Genomic DNA, 16,394 nt, shown 5'->3' with positions numbered 1-16,394 from the left:
GATGCTTGGTATTAACTCGACATGGAAGAGGGTTAGCGTGATTGTACTCAATTCATGCCATCAACAGGTTAATCAACCAACCACGTCATTTTTGATCCCCAGGCATTTTATAGTGGAATTGCTGCGAATGGTCGGCAAGACGCTTGAGGTATCAAAGTTGTGAAAGCAATTACTCTGCTGGGTTCAACCGGCTCGATTGGAACGCAAACGCTCGATATTGTTTCCCAGTATCCCGATCAATTTCGGATTGTGGGGCTAGCTGCACGCAATAATGTTCAACTCCTAGCCCAGCAAGTCCGGCAGTTTCGTCCCCAGATTGTGGCGATTTGCAACCCGGATCAGCTACCTCTGCTGAAAGAAGCGATTGCCGACCTCGATCCACAGCCGATTCTGCTCGGCGGAGAAGCCGGTGTGGTGGAAGTGGCCCGCTACGGCGATGCCCAAGCCGTGGTGACGGGAATTGTGGGCTGTGCCGGACTGCTGCCCACGATTGCCGCCATTCAAGCTGGGAAAGACATTGCCCTAGCCAACAAAGAAACCTTGATCGCGGGCGGTCCAGTGGTGCTGCCGCTGTTGCAGGAACATGGCGTGAAGCTACTGCCAGCCGACTCCGAGCATTCGGCCATTTTTCAGTGCCTTCAGGGTGTGCCAGCGGGTGGACTGCGGCGGATTTTGCTGACAGCTTCCGGAGGAGCATTCCGGGATCTGCCGGTCGAAAAGCTGGCTACCGTAACGGTGGCTGACGCGCTGAAGCATCCCAACTGGTCGATGGGGCAAAAGATCACGATCGACTCGGCTACGCTGATGAACAAAGGCTTAGAAGTGATCGAAGCTCATTTTCTGTTTGGCATAGATTACGACCAGATCGAGATTGTGATTCATCCTCAAAGCATTATTCATTCCTTGATTGAACTGCAAGACACCTCGGTGCTGGCGCAGTTGGGTTGGGCAGATATGCGGTTGCCCTTGCTCTATGCCCTCTCCTACCCAGAGCGGATTGCCACGAACTGGGAGCGGTTAGATCTAGTCAAAGTGGGTAGCCTCACCTTCCGCGAACCCGATCACCAGAAATACCCCTGTATGAAGTTGGCCTATGCCGCCGGACGGGCAGGTGGAACGATGCCAGCGGTTCTAAATGCCGCTAACGAACAGGTGGTCGCTTTATTCCTAGACAAAAAAATTGGTTTCCTCGATATCCCTCGCCTGATCGAAGCCGTCTGTGAACGCCACACGACTCACAACCTCTCCAGCCCCACACTCGACGATATTCTAGAAGCCGACCGCTGGGCGCGGCAGGAAGTGTTAGCCATCCATGGCAAGCTCGATCAGGCTGTGGTCGTTTAGCGTTTATTAGGTCCTAGCTCTCGGCCCTTACAATGAATGGAAGGCACAAATCCGGGAGGCTGGCTGATGTCCATTGAGCTGCCAATTGACTCTAAACGGCTTTACGATACTGATTTTGTTCGCTGGGTTGAAACTACAGTCGAGCAACTGCGTGCCCAAGACTATGCCAGTGTCGATTGGGAAAACTTGATCGAGGAAATCGCTGATCTGTCGAAGCGGGAGCGGAAAAGCCTCAAGAACAATCTTGTGGTAGTTCTGCTTCACCTGCTCAAGTGGCACTATCAACCCCCCGCCAATCACAAACTTGCCAGTTGGATTAACCAAAAAGCGAGTGTTGGCATCGGGCTTGACATTAATATCAGCAAAGCAGGGTTGAACCACGTAGGTCCAAAGGTCTTCTTTGATTTTGGCTTGCACAGCCGCAGTATCGGTGATGTCTCCAATCGTCGGCGTGTGCTGAGTTGAAACCAGAATAGTGTCGATTCCAACCGGGCGGCCATCTTCGTAAGCTACAGTGACTTGGGTTTTGCCATCAGGACGCAAATAGGGAAGCTGCCCTGTTTTGCGGACTGCAGCCAACTTCCGGGCAATGCGATGGGCCAGCGAGATTGGCAACGGCATCAGTTCAGGCGTCTCGTTGCAGGCAAAGCCGAACATAATGCCTTGGTCACCAGCACCAACTGCATCTAGCTCTTCATCACTTGCCTGTTCACGAGTCTCATGTGCCTGATCCACCCCTTGAGCAATATCGGGAGATTGTTCATCGAGTGCTACTAAGACAGAGCAGCTATTGGCAGCGAAGCCGTTAACGGCATCGGTATAGCCAATCTCTGCAATCTTTTTGCGAGCCAAGTCAACAAAGTTAACTTGGGCTTTGGAGGTAATTTCTCCCGTAATTAGTACCAGACCTGTATTGACAACCACTTCTGCTGCTACACGGCTCGTTGGATCCTGGGCCAGTAGAGCATCTAAAATAGTGTCTGAAATTTGGTCGCAAATCTTATCAGGATGACCTTCGGTCACAGATTCCGATGTGAAGAGGTAATGACGAGTCAAGCGAATGTCCTCTCTATAAAACTAAACGACAGGAACGGTCTAACTGAAATCAGCTAAAAAATGCCTCATTAACTTTGGAGAATATCATACGCTTCATTGCTTTATGTAAATTTCAGCGATCTCCTCCACGAAACAGTATGAAATTTTGGTAAGTGATCCCACGAGTTTTGTTTTTTTTAGCGTTTAAATTGATGTGTAAAATCACTGAAAGCCTTATTCTATCTCGATTTGATCAAATCGAGATATTGTACACTTCGCTGTGGGAGATTTAGAAGAAAGGGCAGAGGTCCAACCCTCAGTGAAAACAATACAGCCTGCCATACAGGTTTGGATTGCAATCTCCAGATCAACCTGCGAATCTCCAATCATCAACATGTGTTGAGGCAAAACATTGAGTGAGACTGATAAATGCTGAAGAAGTTGAGGATTTGATTTGGTTGGATACTGTTGATTTACTCCACAAATTACTTGGAAGTAGGATTGTAAATTGTAATGTTCAACAAATTCGTCTACGTTTGTAGCACTATCCGATGAAAGGATGGCAAGTTTAACTTCTGCATTTGCTAATTTCTGAATTAGCTCTAATGCACCTTCAATTAAGGGAGTTTCTTGAGCTTTTTTAAGCATTTGTCGATCAGCTTCTGAAAAAGCTGCGTGAACTAGTTGCAATGCCTCTACCCAATCTTTTCCCGTTTCAGCAATATAAGCAGCTGCGGCAATTTCGTTCTCCAGTCGAGTTCCAACAGCCATCAATCCTGCTGGGTTAATTCGATTTTCGTCGATCCCAAATGCCATCAATAAAGGTTCTTGAACACCAGGAACTTGAGCATCAATTAAACGCGCTCGCCGGTGGGCCAAGTTGCGGAGATAGGCTTCAGAACTTGCTAAAGTACCGTCTTTATCAAAAACAATCGCTTGAATGTTTTGGAAAAGTTGACCTGGGCAGCGAATTGTTACCAAGTAGCACCTCCGCTAGTGAGTACTAACCAATTTGGTTAAAGGGTCTTGATTGCCACAGTAATCTCCCATTCAGTACCTGCGAAAAACGCTGTGTAAAAATAGCTTCCATAAAAGAGAGGAGGGATAACCCTCCTCAAATGCAATCAAATATTAATCCAGTAGGTTATTCAACCTATTCTTCTTCTGCTGAAGGCAATTCCTCTTCAACGGGCATTTCAACAGGAGCAGCTGCTTCAGCAACAGGTTGAGACTGTTGCAGCATTCGCTCGCGGTACTTAGCAGCCATCTCTTCCGCCTTGTCGTAAACCACTTGAGGGTTCTTCACCATATCACCTAGGCTGGTGCGGTACTGGCTAAACACAAGTTGGGAGCCAGAGCGGTCAGAGGGATTACCCACCGAGCCAGACAATCGCCAACTGTAAGCTTCCAACGTTCTTTGTAGTGGCACCGGGTCAAGCTGGGGGGCAACAGCAGCCAGAAATAATAATGATCGCTGATTTCCCCAGGCCATCACTAGGGCCGATACGGCCTGTAAGAGAATTTGCCAATTTTCATAGGCTTCTGGAGGTCTGGAGCCGGGCAGCAGCACGAAGGTAAGACAGCCCTGTTCTGACGCGTTTGGATCATCTGCCGCCATTGCCCACTCCACGCCGGTTGGTTCCAAGCCATCCATCATAGGATTTCCCAGATCAAAAGCTGGAATGCCCCATTTTTGCAATACGGTGCTAGTGAGACGATCGCGTGGAAAAACTGCCTTGCAACGAGGATGGGCCATCAACCAGCGATCCCAGGGCAGATACACTGAGCCAGACCAGCGCTCTAACCGCTCAAACCAGGATTGCCTGGGTAACCAGCCTTGCTCATCCCGTAGGTAATACTCCGACTTGGCCGTACCCACAAATCCATAAGCTGCTCCACTCCACCAGGCGAACAGTAGCGGAACGATATCGCCGACCGCCAGCACGACACCGCCCTGCTGCGCCCATTGCCGCACAGTTTTGAGTTGAGCCAGAGTGAGCTGTACCAATCCGCCTTGCAAATCGCGAGCCAGCTGACGACCATCCATATAAATAAAGCCTCCAGAAGGCATCGCCTGCACCGCACCCACAATCGGAATCCCATGAGCACGATAGAATTCTCCTTGTCCAACAATCGGTAGGGCTGCCAGCTGGAGTTGTTTAGAGTGGCGCTGTAACGCTTGCAAAATTCGTAGCGCAATCAAATCTTCTCCATGACCGTTACTGAGGCAAAGTAGCTGCATAGCACTGGTGAGTTGAAGGTGCGGTAGAAACTTGACCATTGGTCAGCCTACAAGGTTAGGGGCACTGACTCAACCCGCTTGGTCACCCGAAATAGTGTTGAGGGCTTTCCTAGTGGGTGTCATCAACTGCTTACACACCTTGACGATTGCTTGAGCGTTCCCTCAATCGAGATTTAGACAGCTACAGGCCGGCCAATGAAAGGCGGAAAGTGAAAAGCGGAAAGTGAAGGTCAGGCCCAAATCTCCCGCTGGTCTAGAGGAATTCACCGGCTAAATGCGCTAGTTTAATGAAAAATGGCTAAAAATCCTGGGCTTCAGGACTTGAGCCACAACCCTCTTGTAGAAAATTCTGAAACAAACTAGGTTGTCCCGGCATCCCTTGTTCAGAATACAGTAGGCTGGATCTGAACTTTTCTAGAGAAACGATGACCACTGGGTTGGTCTTGATTGCGGCGGTGTTGGTCTTAGGTGGGGTGATTGCTACGGTGGGTGATCGCCTAGGTACGCGCGTTGGCAAAGCCCGTCTCACCCTATTTAATCTGCGCCCCCGCAGAACTGCTACCCTGATCACAATTTTGACGGGTGTAATTATTTCTGCATCTACCTTTTCGCTGCTATTTGCGGTCAGCGACCAACTCCGGACCGGTGTGTTTGAGCTAGAGAATATCCAGGACGACCTAAAAGAAACCCGCGAAGAACTAAAAGAAGCTCAGTCTGAGAAGGAGCGCATCGAAACGCGGTTAAAAAACGCCCGTCGTCAACAGAACACTGCTCAGCGCCAGCTAGAGCAAATTAACCGCTCTCTGCAACAGGCAGTTGAGCAGCAGGTGCAAACCCAAGCCCAGCTCAAAAGCACCCAACAGCGCTTAAACGAAAGTCAGACTAAATTTCAGCAAGCGCAGCAGTTGCTCAGCACCGTTTCCCAACAGGCCGCGACATTACAGGCAGAAATTGAGCAGCTTCAAACCGACCGGCAAGAGCTAATCCGCCAACGCGATGCCGTGCGCGAACAAATTGCTCAACGCGATCAGGAAATTGCTCAGCGCGATCAGGCAATTGCCAGTCGAGAAACGAAACTCAAAGATCTAGAAAGCCAAATCGCGTTTCTGGCCCAACAAAAAGATACGCTGGAGCGTGATGTGCGCATCCATGGGAGCTCTCCAGTGTTGACGAACTTGGGGCCGTGAATCTGTGAGACTTGCCTCAATGACACCACGACAGTTCCACGCCAGACGCACGACAGTGACCTGACACTGCCGCATAACGTTCCGGTTGAGCGGATGCAAGTAACCTTTGCATTTACACCAGCATTTCCCATCAGTCCGCTCCAACCGGGTTGTTATGCCGCTTTGTCAAACTGGTATTTTTGAATCGTCTAATACACTTCAGCAAATCCATTATTCATATTTCATGAAAAACTTTATCTACTCTATTTATACTTACAGCAAAAACTTGTGGCTAGAGTATTGCTTTAATACTCTCTTGAAAATTTGCAAATAAACTGTAAATCCGATAAGTGATATTGCAAGATAGAGTGCCGCATAAAAAACGCTTGAATAACAAAGAATTGCGAAAGGTATAAAAGTAATGAAAGCAGCGAATGAAAGCACAAATGTTCTGAATGCTAAGCGGTATGACGCTACGATAAATCTTGTCTCTCCTTTACCTAAATTGAAATTGAAAACTTGTGAATCTTCTGCCTCTCTTAATTCTTTTTTGATTTCCACCTCATATGCTTGCAAGTTATAGACAAAATACCAAGAATAGGATTGTTTAATTAAGTTTGATAATGCAACCAACCCCAGGATTATAAGTAAACTCAAAAAACCCAAAAACAAAAACAGACTTGATTCAAGTTTTGGAATTGTAGGCAGAATGATTTCTGAAATTGGTTTCCAGACAATGATAACTGCGCCTACTACTCCAAGTGACTTGAAATCGTCATAAGTACTACTTATCAAGCTTTCTGCCTTGTCATTAAGTCTTACATACTCTTTGTAAAGATATTCTAATCTTTGATTAGGAGTTGTATCCATTTTTGACACACCATAACCAACCTGAAAACGTATTCCACAGACTATCTCGAATTGAATTACTTAACTTTGGATGCTGACAGATAACCTTCAAGTACAGTCTCCACCCATCGCCTTGCGGCATAACTCATATTTAGACTGACTTCCCTCCCCCTATTCTGCATAACACCCCCAAATGGTGTGTGTAGCCAAGACGGAAGTTGAATATCACCTCTACTGAGGGAGATTAGGCTGAAATTTGTTCTGCATAAGCTCCCATTTTTGGGGTGTTATACAGACAGATGTCGGGCTATTTACCTTGATAGAGACATTTATGCAGATTAGATTCTTGATAACACCCTGATTTGGGGGTTTAGCCAGATTTTTACCTATATAATATCCCCGCTATAGGGTGTTATGCAGATAGCTTCAACAAATCTTCATCGTTCTCACGGAGGAGCAAGATGTAGTATTTAATACATGTGTTCTATTTATGCATCTCCCTTGTTATGGAATCGCAACCTAAAAAATTACTCGACCAAGTGCGAGACGCGATCCGCCTTAAGCACTACTCCTATCGAACTGAGCAAACTTATGTGGGCTGGATTCGCCGTTATATCCTCTTCCATAACAAAACTCATCCAAAAGACATGGGCGGCGAAGAGATTGAAGCATTTCTCACTTACCTGGCAGTTGAAGGCAATGTTTCTGCTTCCACTCAAAATCAAGCGCTTAGTGCCCTGCTGTTTTTGTATCGCAGTGTGTTGCATCAAGAGTTGGAGTTTCCGTTAGACGCGGTGCGAGCAAAACGTTCCCGCTACCTGCCGACTGTGCTCACCAGAGCGGAAGTTCGTTTGGTTCTACAAAATATCTCAGGTGTCCCTGGACTGGTGATCAAGGTATTGTATGGCAGTGGCTTGCGCCTCAATGAGGGATTGCGGTTACGCATCAAGGATTTGGATTTTGCTCAACGTCAAATTGTGGTGCGGGATGCTAAAGGAAACGAAAGCCGAGTGACCATGCTGCCTGAGCGTTTGATTGAACCCTTGCAAGTTCATTTGCAAAGAGTCAAGCGATTACACCAATTGGACTTAGACCAGGGCTATGGTTCGGTTTACCTTCCCTTTGCTCTGGAACGCAAGTATCCTCATGCTGACCGTGCCTGGATCTGGCAATTTGTGTTTCCTTCCCCGGTTACTAAAGAAATCAAAGGCAGCTCCAGAGGCAATCATGATGGTGCCAGGAATTTTGTTGAGATGGTCCTGAATCCACTGATCTTGCTTGGGGGATCCCAAACCAACAATGATGAAATCTGGATTAGCCTGACGGATCTGCTCGCACACTAGGGCGTCTTCTTGCGGTGTGAGCTTGCGGAATGGCGGCGAGTAGGTGCCTACAATTTGCAGTCCAGGAAACTTGCTTTGCAAAAATTGCTGCATTGTTTCTGGAACTCCCTCTGCCCCACCGTAGAGATAGAGCCGGTATCCCCGCTGAACTGCAATGCGGCAAAGATTGAGAATAATATCGGGCGCATACAGCCGATCGCACTTTTGGCCTGTGACTAACCGAATCCAATAGACAAACGGCATACTGTCGGGACCGGATATATCAGCTCGCGTAAAAATTTCTTTGATCTCGCGGTTCAGGTAACTTTCAACTACACAGTTGACATTGACGCAAGCAACATGCTTCGAGCGAGCCGATTTGTCTTGTAGCCATTGCTCACACTTAGCAAACAACTCCTTGTAGGTGATCACATCTACATCAACGCCAATAAAATTGTATCTCATCGTATACTACTCCGTATGCTGAAATTTGCAAAATCTACGCTTGATTTAGTCAAAATCATTCCAGGATCGAAACATAAAGTTTCAAAATTGACTGCATATAGTGCTTTACATCTAATGCTCGAACTGTATTTTGTGCTGCGATGCCTAGCTCGTTCCGCAGTTGGTGATCTTGAATTAATCGCTTCATTGCCTCTGTCAGTTCCATTAGATTGCCTGGCTGCACTAACAAGCCATTTCGCCCCGACGTGATTACTTCTGGAATACCACCCACTGGTGTTACAATCACCGGTAATTCCCAGGCCATCGCCTCCAGCATCGACATGGGTAGCCCTTCGTTGTAGGACGGCAACACAAACACACTGGCATTTGCGAGCAGTTGATCACGCTGAGTTGGATTGACCCAAGCGTGAACCACCGCCCGATCGGCAAGTCCTAAATCTGCAATTAGGGTTTGGGCTTGTTCCACATTTCCATTCCCAGCCAGTACCAGTCGAGCTTGAGCACGCACCGATTCAGGTAGGGCAGCAAAGGCCCGAATCAGATCGAAAGCCCCCTTGTCCTGACGCGGAAAGGCAATCACTGAACGCACCACATCGAGGGCACCCCCATGCTCACCAATCCGACCCAAAAACACAAAGGTAATCGTTTGCTGCTGGCTCCGATCCGGCACTTCGGCTGGCAGCACTACAGGATTTGGCAGCACGACCATCTGATCTGGGCTGAGGTGAAAGCTTTTTGAGTAAAAATCGCGCCAGCTTTCGGACAGGGCAATAAACTTTGCACATTGACTGAACCCAGCGATAATCAACTCTTTCACAACGCGAGGTAGCTGGGTGTAGAATTCCCGGTAGGCGGCTCCATGACAATGCAAAACGAAAGGTTTGCGAAAACACAGGATAATAAAGGCCAGAATCAGCTTACGAAACGTACTGCCTCGATCGGAAAAATGAATGTGCACCAGATCGGTCTGATTGCGGCTCAACGCTTGAATCAGGGTAGCAATCGCGCCCAAAAAAACGGCAATATTGCGAGTCGCAGACCCCTTGGCGAACGTAGGCACATGGCGAATTTTGAGTTCCGGTGGCGCGTAGTCTAGCATCAGCTTTTCTACCGAAGTAATGCCGCCTTGGACATCCAACCCTGCGCCTAACATTAATACTCTGACAAATTTTCGATTAGCAAACGTATTCATTTTCAGATAACTCTATTTGATTTTTATCAAGTTTTTTATCTCAGCTTCGAGTAGATTCAATCAGAGTCAATCAGGCATGACAATCTTGCCACTGTAGCTTGGCAGCGGTGAGTGGCTCCTGCTGATGGCGAACAACTAGTGACAAAATGGCCGCGCTATACAACACCCAGTAAATAGTGTTGCGGTCCAAGAATGTGCTTTCGGTAAGATTGACTAGAACTGTGAATAAGAGGAGCATCAGCGGCAAAAAGAATTCCGGCGTTCGGCTCTGGCTGTGTATTTCTGTGTGGGTATTTTCCTGTTTCAATGGGCGACCCAGACCGTTAAACGGCAGGGCAAATTGGGTAGTTATTAGAACCCGACCTACCCAGTTCAGCTGAAAATAAAAGCAACTGGTCTATGGATAGTGAAGAGGTCCAAAATTCTTTTGTAAGAGTTTAATTAGGTAGTTCTGCAACATTTACTACCCTATTGAAAGAAGCTATAGTGCAGAAATATTCCTCTTAAAAGAGAAAATTAGAGTTGCTTTATCCCAGAATTGGTAAGGAGTTGGGCGAATTGTTAACTCAAATCAAGTTGAAAATAAACTTTCTTAAAGTTAGTCATTTCTCAAAAAGACATGTTATAAGAATGGGAGTCGCTAAACAGACAGATTCAGATAGTTTGAAAAGTCCACTCAATAGTTTCCTAGGCGTTAATTTTTCCGCTTAAGTGCTTACAATTTGGTTCAGTCTTCCAATCAATTACTGAAGGCAGTTCTGAATAGGTAATGCAGTTATTGTTCGGATGGGGATTACTTCCTGTTAGTGCTTAGAAATAGCTTGTAAATGATCTAATTAGATCTTCAGCTCTTCTTGAGTAAGGCTGTCAAATGGTTCTGTTGGTCTGGATTGGTTTGTCCTTGGCTGGATGGCTGTATCTGCCTGCCGGGATAGTTTTGGCTGTCTTTCCGATGATGGTCGGCCATAAGTTTTCTGTTTGAATAGCTGGTTTTCTACAGATTGAAACCTAAGCAAACGTAAAGGGATTAACAAGCTGCCCTGCTCGGTTTTTCCTGTAGTTGAGCAAGTATTCAATGCATCTAGACTTTAATGGATTGACGCTGATAGAAGAGTCCTGGAGTGAAAACTGGAATGGAAGTTAGGCGGAGGAAAACAAATTCATAGTTGTAAGTTGTAGTTATAGCTTATAGTTGCAAAGTATTCTTGCTTCTAACTATTAGCAATTTCTTTCCAGTGGCTCTTCTCTTATTTCGTGTGAATAGTTTAAGTAGGTGAGCATAATTAAACATAAAACCCAAAACCCTGCGCCGCCCGCGCAGCGGGCGGCGCAGGGTTTTGAATCTGGTTTTTAATTATGCCGAGGTACTTAGTAGTTTGTTTTTTGTAGTTCATCGTCCTAATTTCAAGAGGTATTTCTAATGCAATACTTGCTAATCGACACCCACCGCAGACCGATCGGTACCTTAGTCAGCGATAAGACATTTGCGGTTGGAGACACGTTTCAGAATCATAACTCTGAGACTTATACCGTTGTAGGATTGAACTGGTTTAATCAACGGCCTCATACCCAGTCTCTGACAGTCATTCCTCAATCTGCGATCAAGGTAGCTGCGAAGTAGCTTTGAAGTAGGGGATTCAACTCAATTAGAGCTGAGCAGCCTGTGCAGTTAGTTTGTGTAGGCACGGTTGATTCCAGAAGATCGTGTCTATAACTAACAGGCGAACAATGGCTAAAGTTTTGTGGTCAATCAAGATCAGCTAAATATTAAAAATTAAAGAACCGCCCTCATCGGTTCGGAAATAGGGCGGTTCTTTTTCAGTTGTTCTTCTTTGCTTAAAGCGGATTCTCTTCAGAGTCAAACTTTCTTAGGTTTCAAAATAGCTGAATTGAACCTCAAGGCTAACGAACCAGTCAAAAGCGATTAGAAGCGATTAGACTGAAGAACCCAATCCGGCATATGCACCATAGAAGAAGAGTCCTACCACAACAAGGACACCAGTTCCGGCGATTGTTGCTACAACCCAAAGGGGAATTCTGCCAGACTGCAACATTGCTTTTTACCTCCTAATACGACTTGGTTTGCTAGTATTCTGAAAACGCAAATATGAAAGACCTACGTAACCTAACTAGCCACAGCGAGAGTAGGGCAATCAAATTACAAAAGCCTACTAACCCTAGGCTACCTGGGCAGGAAGTAAGCGCTTTAGAGTGCATTCCTCCCCAGATATAACCTAGTTGAAGAAATAGCTAGAGAACAAAATACCGAGTACGAAAATGAGCAGCAGACCAAGATAGAGTGAAGTCCGGTTCAACTCAACAGGCTGCTTGTTAGGATTTGCATCCCAGGTGAGGCCGAGCCAGGTTAAGCCATCTAGAATATTTTGCGTATATTCAGGCCGCGACCGCTCCAGATCGGTGTCTTCGATCCGCAGAACAAAGGTGCCACCCTGATGACGCGCAAACAGCCAGTTAAAAACTGCCGTGCGAGCGGTACCAATGTGCAGGTTTCCGGTTGGGCTGGGAGCAATACGAACGCGAACAGACATAGAGATTAAGCTTAGGACAACGCATTCCCCATTCTAACGGCAGATGGCCTGCCGGATTTGCATTTGGCGTTTGCGCTTCGGGTTTGCTGTGGCGTTGTCTACTCTCCCCAAAAGCGGTCAATCCGCTCTACGTAGTCCAAACTGGCAAGTTGCTGCAAAATCTCGCGCCAGCGGGCCTGATGGGTATGGCCAATACAAAGAATCTGGTCGTCACTACAGTCAATTCGACCTCTGGAATGGGGGAAATACTGTACAGACGGATCGATCGCCTGGACTTCGGTGCGGTGAGTCTCGGTGGCTGGAATACAAAACTCGTAGCTGACGGACTGTAGATTGGTTCCCTCGCCAATCAAACCAGCCGGTGAAATGACGGCCAGGTTAAACGTAATTTTTTCTACGCTGTGTGAGAAGGATTCAGCTCTGCCGGATAGCGGTAGCACCAGCAGGGGAGCGATCAGCAGCGACAGCAAGCAGAATCTGAGCATGACTAGAAATTGAAGCAGAGCTATGGAGATGACTCGTCGAAGGGACAGCTAAGTTTTGGCAAGCTGGCAAAACGCCTGAGTCGCTTGCCAGAGTGTATCTTGCACATTCACTAGGGCATGATCGCTTTCCAGTTCCAGGAGTTGGACATGGGCACGATCGGCAGCAAAATCGCGGCTGGCCTGAATGGAAATCACGTCATCCTCTGTTCCGTGCAAAATCAGCGTTGGGATCGAGCGGTGCAGCTTGGTTTCATCGTATTGGGCTAGGTCAGTGATGAAAGAATAGCTGAGAGGAAGCTGTTGTTGAGCACCATAATGGTAGACCAGCAGCGAGCCGGTTTGTTGCCATTGCTGCATCGACTCTGCGCCCAGTCTGGGCTGCCAGTGGGCTAGAAACTGAAATGCCGGAGCCAGTAAAACCAAGCGCTCGATCTGCAGGAACCGTTCTCCCAGCCAAGCTGCCGTCAGACCACCAAAACTGGAGCCAATCAGAATCACTGCATCATCAGCCGACAACAGCGCCTCGACTTGCTGCAATTGCCGAGTCAGGGTGAGAGAGTAAAAGTTAGGCTGATTCAGATCGGGAATCTGCAACGGGATACCCAGCGAGGCAAACTGGTTGCGAAAGTATTGAGCCTTAGCGGATTGGGGACTGGAGGCAAAACCGTGGAGGTAGATGAAGGTCGTCAAGGTTTAAGGGTTGGGGTTAGGTTTCATATCTAAATTCTGGTGATTTGTATCCTGGTGATTCGTATCCTGGTGATTCACAAACTGGTGATTCACAAACTGGTGGTTCACAAACTGGTAGTTCACAAACTGGTAGTTCACAAACTAAGGCTACCGAAGTTGATGCTGAAGGCAACATTGAGATTTTCTAGCGAATCGATCAGCCAAGTGACGCTGTTGCGGGTGCAGGTTTCGTAGTGCTTAAACAGAATCGCGAACTGTTTTTCGAGATAGGGTTTGACCTTACGGCAGATCAAGACGATTTTTAGCAGCAGGCCAATGGTGGCGGTGATGCCCAAATTGCCGGTGAGGTCAACAAAAATAGCGTGATTCGGGCACTGCGAATTTTCGACCACCAGGAAATTGAGCAGCTTGCGGCAGGTACCAATCAGCAGCACATCGTTGAGTTGATGCTCGTCCTGGTCGGGCAGGATGGCTTGCAGGTGGTTATAGAGGCGCTGATTAAACTGATTGTTGCCGTATTTGGAATCAACCGAATCGGTCAGATATTCGTAGAGATCGTTCTTAAAGCCCTGATAGGAACAGGCGTGGCTGCTGTAGGTGAGGAAACGCTGTGCCAAGTCGCGGTAGGTATTGGAGCCGTCAATTTTGCCGCCAAATTGCTGTAAGGCCCGATCGAGACGGCGTCGCGTCCGGAGCGTTCTCTGGTACCAATCGCTGCACCTTTAGCCCTGCCCGCAGTTGATCGTAGGTGAATTCAGGATACTGGGTTTTCACCTCCTGCACAATTGAGGTCAACATGCTGGGGCTTTGTAGAATCTCAATTTGGGTTGAATAGTCCAGCGTAAACACATCGCCTGATGGAATGTTGTCGCCCTGGGTGCGGGTAACTGTCAATGGGTCAGTAACACGAGCAGCGTTGGAGACCGGTTCAACCAGCAACTGGAAGTTTCCTTGGTAGACGGGGCGAATCTTCATCGCTTGAAAACCGGCGGCAACAGCCACAACGGTAGCGACCCCGGCGATCAATAAGGCTTGTCGCTGAATCGTTCGACCCAGGGAACGCAAATTTAACCCTCGATTGGGGGCATTGTCCAGGTCATCGACATCGGGCGGGGCTAACTGCACAACTGGTCTCCCCCGCACCACAGGCGCTGATGCTTGAGCCGCTGATGCTTGAGTGGTTTGTTCAATCTCCATGTTGACCTCTGTGTAGCTTACTAACCCGACTTAGAGAAGTAATAGATCGCCGCGACACCTGGCTGAAGCTGCAAAAACCACCAGCAAAGTCTCCTCGCTTAGAGAAAAAGTATGCCCAGACTGCCGGGAGCAGTATCTCTATAATATGGGTGCTTGGTATCATTCAACCCTGCCTCTTTCGCAACCTGCGCCTATCTAGTGTTTATCATGATCAGCCTTTTACTTAAGATGCATCCGAGTTCTTACTGTTGGACCTGATATTAGACCTGATGGTAGAACAAAGCTGAGACGATGAGAGAAACGACCTTTTGCGTTTGTGGTCTGTAGTTGAGCAATAAATCAATTAATCATTTAGTACCTGTTTGTTCGTCATTAGCTGTCAGTTATTCAGTTATTCGTCTATTCGTCGCCAATCTCAGTAATCGTGTTGATTGTGCCGAAGATGGTGTTGAAAATCCCAAAGAATCGATCAAATGGATCTAAAACGCTGTTGAGATTGTCAGAGAATACAGCATTGCCGTTGCGGCTGACGATGATTGTGTCAAAGTCTCGCAAAGCTGGATTGGTCTGATCGTTGATGCCAGCCGCCAAGTCCACATCAACGGTGCGTCGAATTGCAGTGCCATTCGGGCTGAGGCGCACTAGCTCAACTTTGCTAGTTCGAGCACGAGGCCGTTGGAAACCGCCCGCTGCAAGCAAGGCTTGATTCATAGGCGTATTAGGGGATACCTCAATTACCCCAGGATTGGACACTTCTCCAATCACATTGACCCGAATCGTTTCTGGCGAGAGGTTAGCCGAGCCGAGCACAAGCGCTTCGCTCTCATTGAGGGTGGTTGCCGTAGGAATTACAATCGCGTCGCGGTCACGCAGTCGGATGTCCTGATTCAGCTCGCCGGTCCGCAGTAGCTCCCAGAGGTTGACATCGATAATTTCTAACGAACCATCAGACAAAGGTCGGCGCACCTGAACCCGACGCAAATCCGCAAATTGGGTAATCCCACCTGCGGCTTGCAGGGCTTTGGTGACGGTGGGCCATTGATTGGTTACACCACCACCAGCACCACCAGCTTCTACCAAAATTCGGTTGTCGGTCGCGCCTTCTGGGCTAATTACATAGGCTCCAGGTCGCTTCACTTCACCGGCCACGCTAATGCGAAGGGAGCGGGTTTCGATCAAGCTGACGGTTACAAGCGGATTGCGGATGAACCGGGCATAAGCCTGACTGATAGCCTGTTCTGCCTGTTGAAGCGTTAATCCTTGTACCTTGACCGGCCCGGCCCAAATTAAATTGATCGTGCCATCAAGCTGAACAATATACCGGCCTGCGGTCGCGCCGCTGAGTTCGGGCACATCAAAAATATCGATTTGAATCTGATCGCTGGGGCCCAGGGTATAGGCTTCTTCAAAGGGGAAGGCCGAAGTGGGAGGTGGAACAATCGTTCGGTTCGGCAGAGAAGGGGTAAGAATCACACCCCGGCGCGGTGACGATTGGGTGGGTGCACCAGAAGGCGGTACCTGAGACTGGGTAATTTGAGCAGGTTGGGTGTGAGGAGCAGCAGCACCAAAACTGCCTGCCGCAAAAATTAAAACGACTCCAGAAACCACTCCCAGTACAATCTGTGTCCAAAAACTGATCCAGCCCACGAGGCGAAATGCCGTAGCAACTTGTTGAACAACGGGCGGAAGCGAATAGGAATCAGATCGGTTTGCCATAGGTTTTAGATAGAAGCGAGCAGCCAGAAACTGCAATTTCCTCTAGGCTACTTCAAGAAAGCAAATCTGTGGTTACGATACCAGAGCCAAGGCGGTTCAGATCACCCTGCAATGCATCGCAACATTATCAATTCTCACCGCT

16 protein-coding genes and 3 pseudogenes are annotated in these 16,394 nt (G+C 47.9%); 5 read left to right on the top strand and 14 right to left on the bottom strand.

The features are described 5' to 3' along the window. Positions 1 to 159: 159 nt before the first annotated feature. Together dxr and JVX88_RS23045 are read left to right on the top strand one after the other, a co-directional pair. Complete coding sequence (gene dxr, locus JVX88_RS23050) at positions 160 to 1,344, top strand: 1-deoxy-D-xylulose-5-phosphate reductoisomerase (RefSeq protein ID WP_211620581.1); 1,185 nt, start codon at positions 160 to 162, stop codon at positions 1,342 to 1,344. Positions 1,345 to 1,380: 36 nt separating this feature from the next. Further along, positions 1,381 to 1,602: pseudogene (locus tag JVX88_RS23045) on the top strand (DUF29 domain-containing protein); the annotation flags it as partial. 54 nt (positions 1,603 to 1,656) lie between these two features. On the opposite strand, the pseudogene JVX88_RS23040 reads toward JVX88_RS23045, so the two are convergent. The 3 genes and pseudogenes from JVX88_RS23040 to JVX88_RS23030 form a co-directional block, all read right to left on the bottom strand. Then, positions 1,657 to 2,400 (bottom strand): annotated as a pseudogene (locus JVX88_RS23040) (S-adenosylmethionine synthetase N-terminal domain-containing protein); the annotation flags it as partial. A 213-nt stretch (positions 2,401 to 2,613) separates the two neighbouring features. After that, a complete protein-coding gene (locus JVX88_RS23035; RefSeq protein WP_211620579.1) occupies positions 2,614 to 3,360 on the bottom strand; it encodes an HAD family hydrolase in 747 nt (248 codons plus the stop codon). Between the two features lie 172 nt (positions 3,361 to 3,532). Then, positions 3,533 to 4,660, bottom strand: coding sequence for a lipid-A-disaccharide synthase-related protein (locus JVX88_RS23030; protein WP_263975219.1), 1,128 nt, complete (start codon positions 4,658 to 4,660; stop codon positions 3,533 to 3,535). 386 nt (positions 4,661 to 5,046) lie between these two features. Between JVX88_RS23030 and JVX88_RS23025 the strand changes: the two genes are divergently transcribed. Further along, complete coding sequence (locus JVX88_RS23025) at positions 5,047 to 5,808, top strand: DUF3084 domain-containing protein (protein WP_211620577.1); 762 nt, start codon at positions 5,047 to 5,049, stop codon at positions 5,806 to 5,808. A 252-nt stretch (positions 5,809 to 6,060) separates the two neighbouring features. Here the strand turns inward: JVX88_RS23025 and JVX88_RS23020 are convergent, their stop codons facing one another. Further along, positions 6,061 to 6,657 (bottom strand): hypothetical protein, encoded by a 597-nt coding sequence (locus JVX88_RS23020; RefSeq protein WP_211620575.1) that lies wholly within the window; start codon positions 6,655 to 6,657, stop codon positions 6,061 to 6,063. 485 nt (positions 6,658 to 7,142) lie between these two features. Between JVX88_RS23020 and JVX88_RS23015 the strand changes: the two genes are divergently transcribed. After that, positions 7,143 to 7,979, top strand: a complete 837-nt coding sequence (locus JVX88_RS23015; RefSeq protein WP_211620573.1) for an integron integrase — start codon at positions 7,143 to 7,145, stop codon at positions 7,977 to 7,979. Here the strand turns inward: JVX88_RS23015 and JVX88_RS44310 are convergent. From JVX88_RS44310 to JVX88_RS23005, 3 genes and pseudogenes are all read right to left on the bottom strand, one after another. Next, positions 7,884 to 8,222 (bottom strand): annotated as a pseudogene (locus JVX88_RS44310) (WecB/TagA/CpsF family glycosyltransferase); the annotation flags it as partial. The gene JVX88_RS23015 and the pseudogene JVX88_RS44310 overlap by 96 nt on opposite strands. Positions 8,223 to 8,478: 256 nt before the next feature. Further along, positions 8,479 to 9,615 (bottom strand): glycosyltransferase family 4 protein, encoded by a 1,137-nt coding sequence (locus JVX88_RS23010; RefSeq protein ID WP_211620571.1) that lies wholly within the window; start codon positions 9,613 to 9,615, stop codon positions 8,479 to 8,481. Positions 9,616 to 9,685: 70 nt separating this feature from the next. Further along, positions 9,686 to 9,922, bottom strand: a complete 237-nt coding sequence (locus JVX88_RS23005; RefSeq protein ID WP_211620569.1) for a hypothetical protein — start codon at positions 9,920 to 9,922, stop codon at positions 9,686 to 9,688. A 1,113-nt stretch (positions 9,923 to 11,035) separates the two neighbouring features. On the opposite strand from JVX88_RS23005, the gene JVX88_RS23000 reads away from it, so the two are divergent. Continuing rightward, positions 11,036 to 11,236, top strand: coding sequence for a hypothetical protein (locus JVX88_RS23000; protein WP_035998579.1), 201 nt, complete (start codon positions 11,036 to 11,038; stop codon positions 11,234 to 11,236). 313 nt (positions 11,237 to 11,549) lie between these two features. Here the strand turns inward: JVX88_RS23000 and JVX88_RS22995 are convergent, their stop codons facing one another. From JVX88_RS22995 to JVX88_RS22965, 7 genes are all read right to left on the bottom strand, one after another. Further along, on the bottom strand, positions 11,550 to 11,669 hold the full coding sequence (locus JVX88_RS22995) for a photosystem II reaction center protein J (protein ID WP_072009711.1): 120 nt from the start codon (positions 11,667 to 11,669) through the stop codon (positions 11,550 to 11,552). 180 nt (positions 11,670 to 11,849) lie between these two features. Next, entirely contained in the window at positions 11,850 to 12,164 is a 315-nt protein-coding gene (locus JVX88_RS22990; RefSeq protein ID WP_211620567.1) for a photosystem II reaction center protein L, read from the bottom strand. A 98-nt stretch (positions 12,165 to 12,262) separates the two neighbouring features. Further along, positions 12,263 to 12,649 carry a hypothetical protein gene (locus JVX88_RS22985; RefSeq protein WP_211620565.1) on the bottom strand — a complete coding sequence of 129 codons (387 nt, stop codon included), beginning with the start codon at positions 12,647 to 12,649 and terminating at the stop codon, positions 12,263 to 12,265. Positions 12,650 to 12,697: 48 nt separating this feature from the next. Further along, on the bottom strand, positions 12,698 to 13,339 hold the full coding sequence (locus JVX88_RS22980; RefSeq protein WP_211620563.1) for a YqiA/YcfP family alpha/beta fold hydrolase: 642 nt from the start codon (positions 13,337 to 13,339) through the stop codon (positions 12,698 to 12,700). Positions 13,340 to 13,473: 134 nt separating this feature from the next. Continuing rightward, the gene (locus tag JVX88_RS22975; RefSeq protein ID WP_211620561.1) at positions 13,474 to 13,956 is read right to left on the bottom strand and encodes a hypothetical protein; all 483 of its coding nucleotides are present in this window, start codon (positions 13,954 to 13,956) and stop codon (positions 13,474 to 13,476) included. A 22-nt stretch (positions 13,957 to 13,978) separates the two neighbouring features. Continuing rightward, positions 13,979 to 14,536: a Wzz/FepE/Etk N-terminal domain-containing protein gene (locus JVX88_RS22970; RefSeq protein WP_211620559.1), complete on the bottom strand. Its 558-nt coding sequence runs from the start codon at positions 14,534 to 14,536 to the stop codon at positions 13,979 to 13,981. Between the two features lie 399 nt (positions 14,537 to 14,935). After that, positions 14,936 to 16,252 (bottom strand): DUF3611 family protein, encoded by a 1,317-nt coding sequence (locus JVX88_RS22965; RefSeq protein WP_211620557.1) that lies wholly within the window; start codon positions 16,250 to 16,252, stop codon positions 14,936 to 14,938. Positions 16,253 to 16,394 lie beyond the last annotated feature (142 nt).

The sequence above is a fragment of the Leptolyngbya sp. 7M genome, assembly GCF_018128485.1.
Note: the sequence above shows the minus strand (reverse complement) of the source record. Positions and strands in the feature narration are given on the sequence as shown.

Excerpts from the sequence above, each read along its gene's own strand:
- JVX88_RS23030 (WP_263975219.1), bottom strand. The coding sequence starts at position 4,660 with ATGGTCAAGTTTCTACCGCACCTTCAACTCACCAGTGCTATGCAGCTA.
- JVX88_RS23025 (WP_211620577.1), top strand. The coding sequence starts at position 5,047 with ATGACCACTGGGTTGGTCTTGATTGCGGCGGTGTTGGTCTTAGGTGGG.
- JVX88_RS23020 (WP_211620575.1), bottom strand. The coding sequence starts at position 6,657 with ATGGATACAACTCCTAATCAAAGATTAGAATATCTTTACAAAGAGTAT.
- JVX88_RS23015 (WP_211620573.1), top strand. The coding sequence starts at position 7,143 with ATGGAATCGCAACCTAAAAAATTACTCGACCAAGTGCGAGACGCGATC.
- JVX88_RS23010 (WP_211620571.1), bottom strand. The coding sequence starts at position 9,615 with ATGAATACGTTTGCTAATCGAAAATTTGTCAGAGTATTAATGTTAGGC.
- JVX88_RS23000 (WP_035998579.1), top strand. The coding sequence starts at position 11,036 with ATGCAATACTTGCTAATCGACACCCACCGCAGACCGATCGGTACCTTA.
- JVX88_RS22995 (WP_072009711.1), bottom strand. The coding sequence starts at position 11,669 with ATGTTGCAGTCTGGCAGAATTCCCCTTTGGGTTGTAGCAACAATCGCC.
- JVX88_RS22990 (WP_211620567.1), bottom strand. The coding sequence starts at position 12,164 with ATGTCTGTTCGCGTTCGTATTGCTCCCAGCCCAACCGGAAACCTGCAC.
- JVX88_RS22985 (WP_211620565.1), bottom strand. The coding sequence starts at position 12,649 with ATGCTCAGATTCTGCTTGCTGTCGCTGCTGATCGCTCCCCTGCTGGTG.
- JVX88_RS22970 (WP_211620559.1), bottom strand. The coding sequence starts at position 14,536 with ATGGAGATTGAACAAACCACTCAAGCATCAGCGGCTCAAGCATCAGCG.
- JVX88_RS22965 (WP_211620557.1), bottom strand. The coding sequence starts at position 16,252 with ATGGCAAACCGATCTGATTCCTATTCGCTTCCGCCCGTTGTTCAACAA.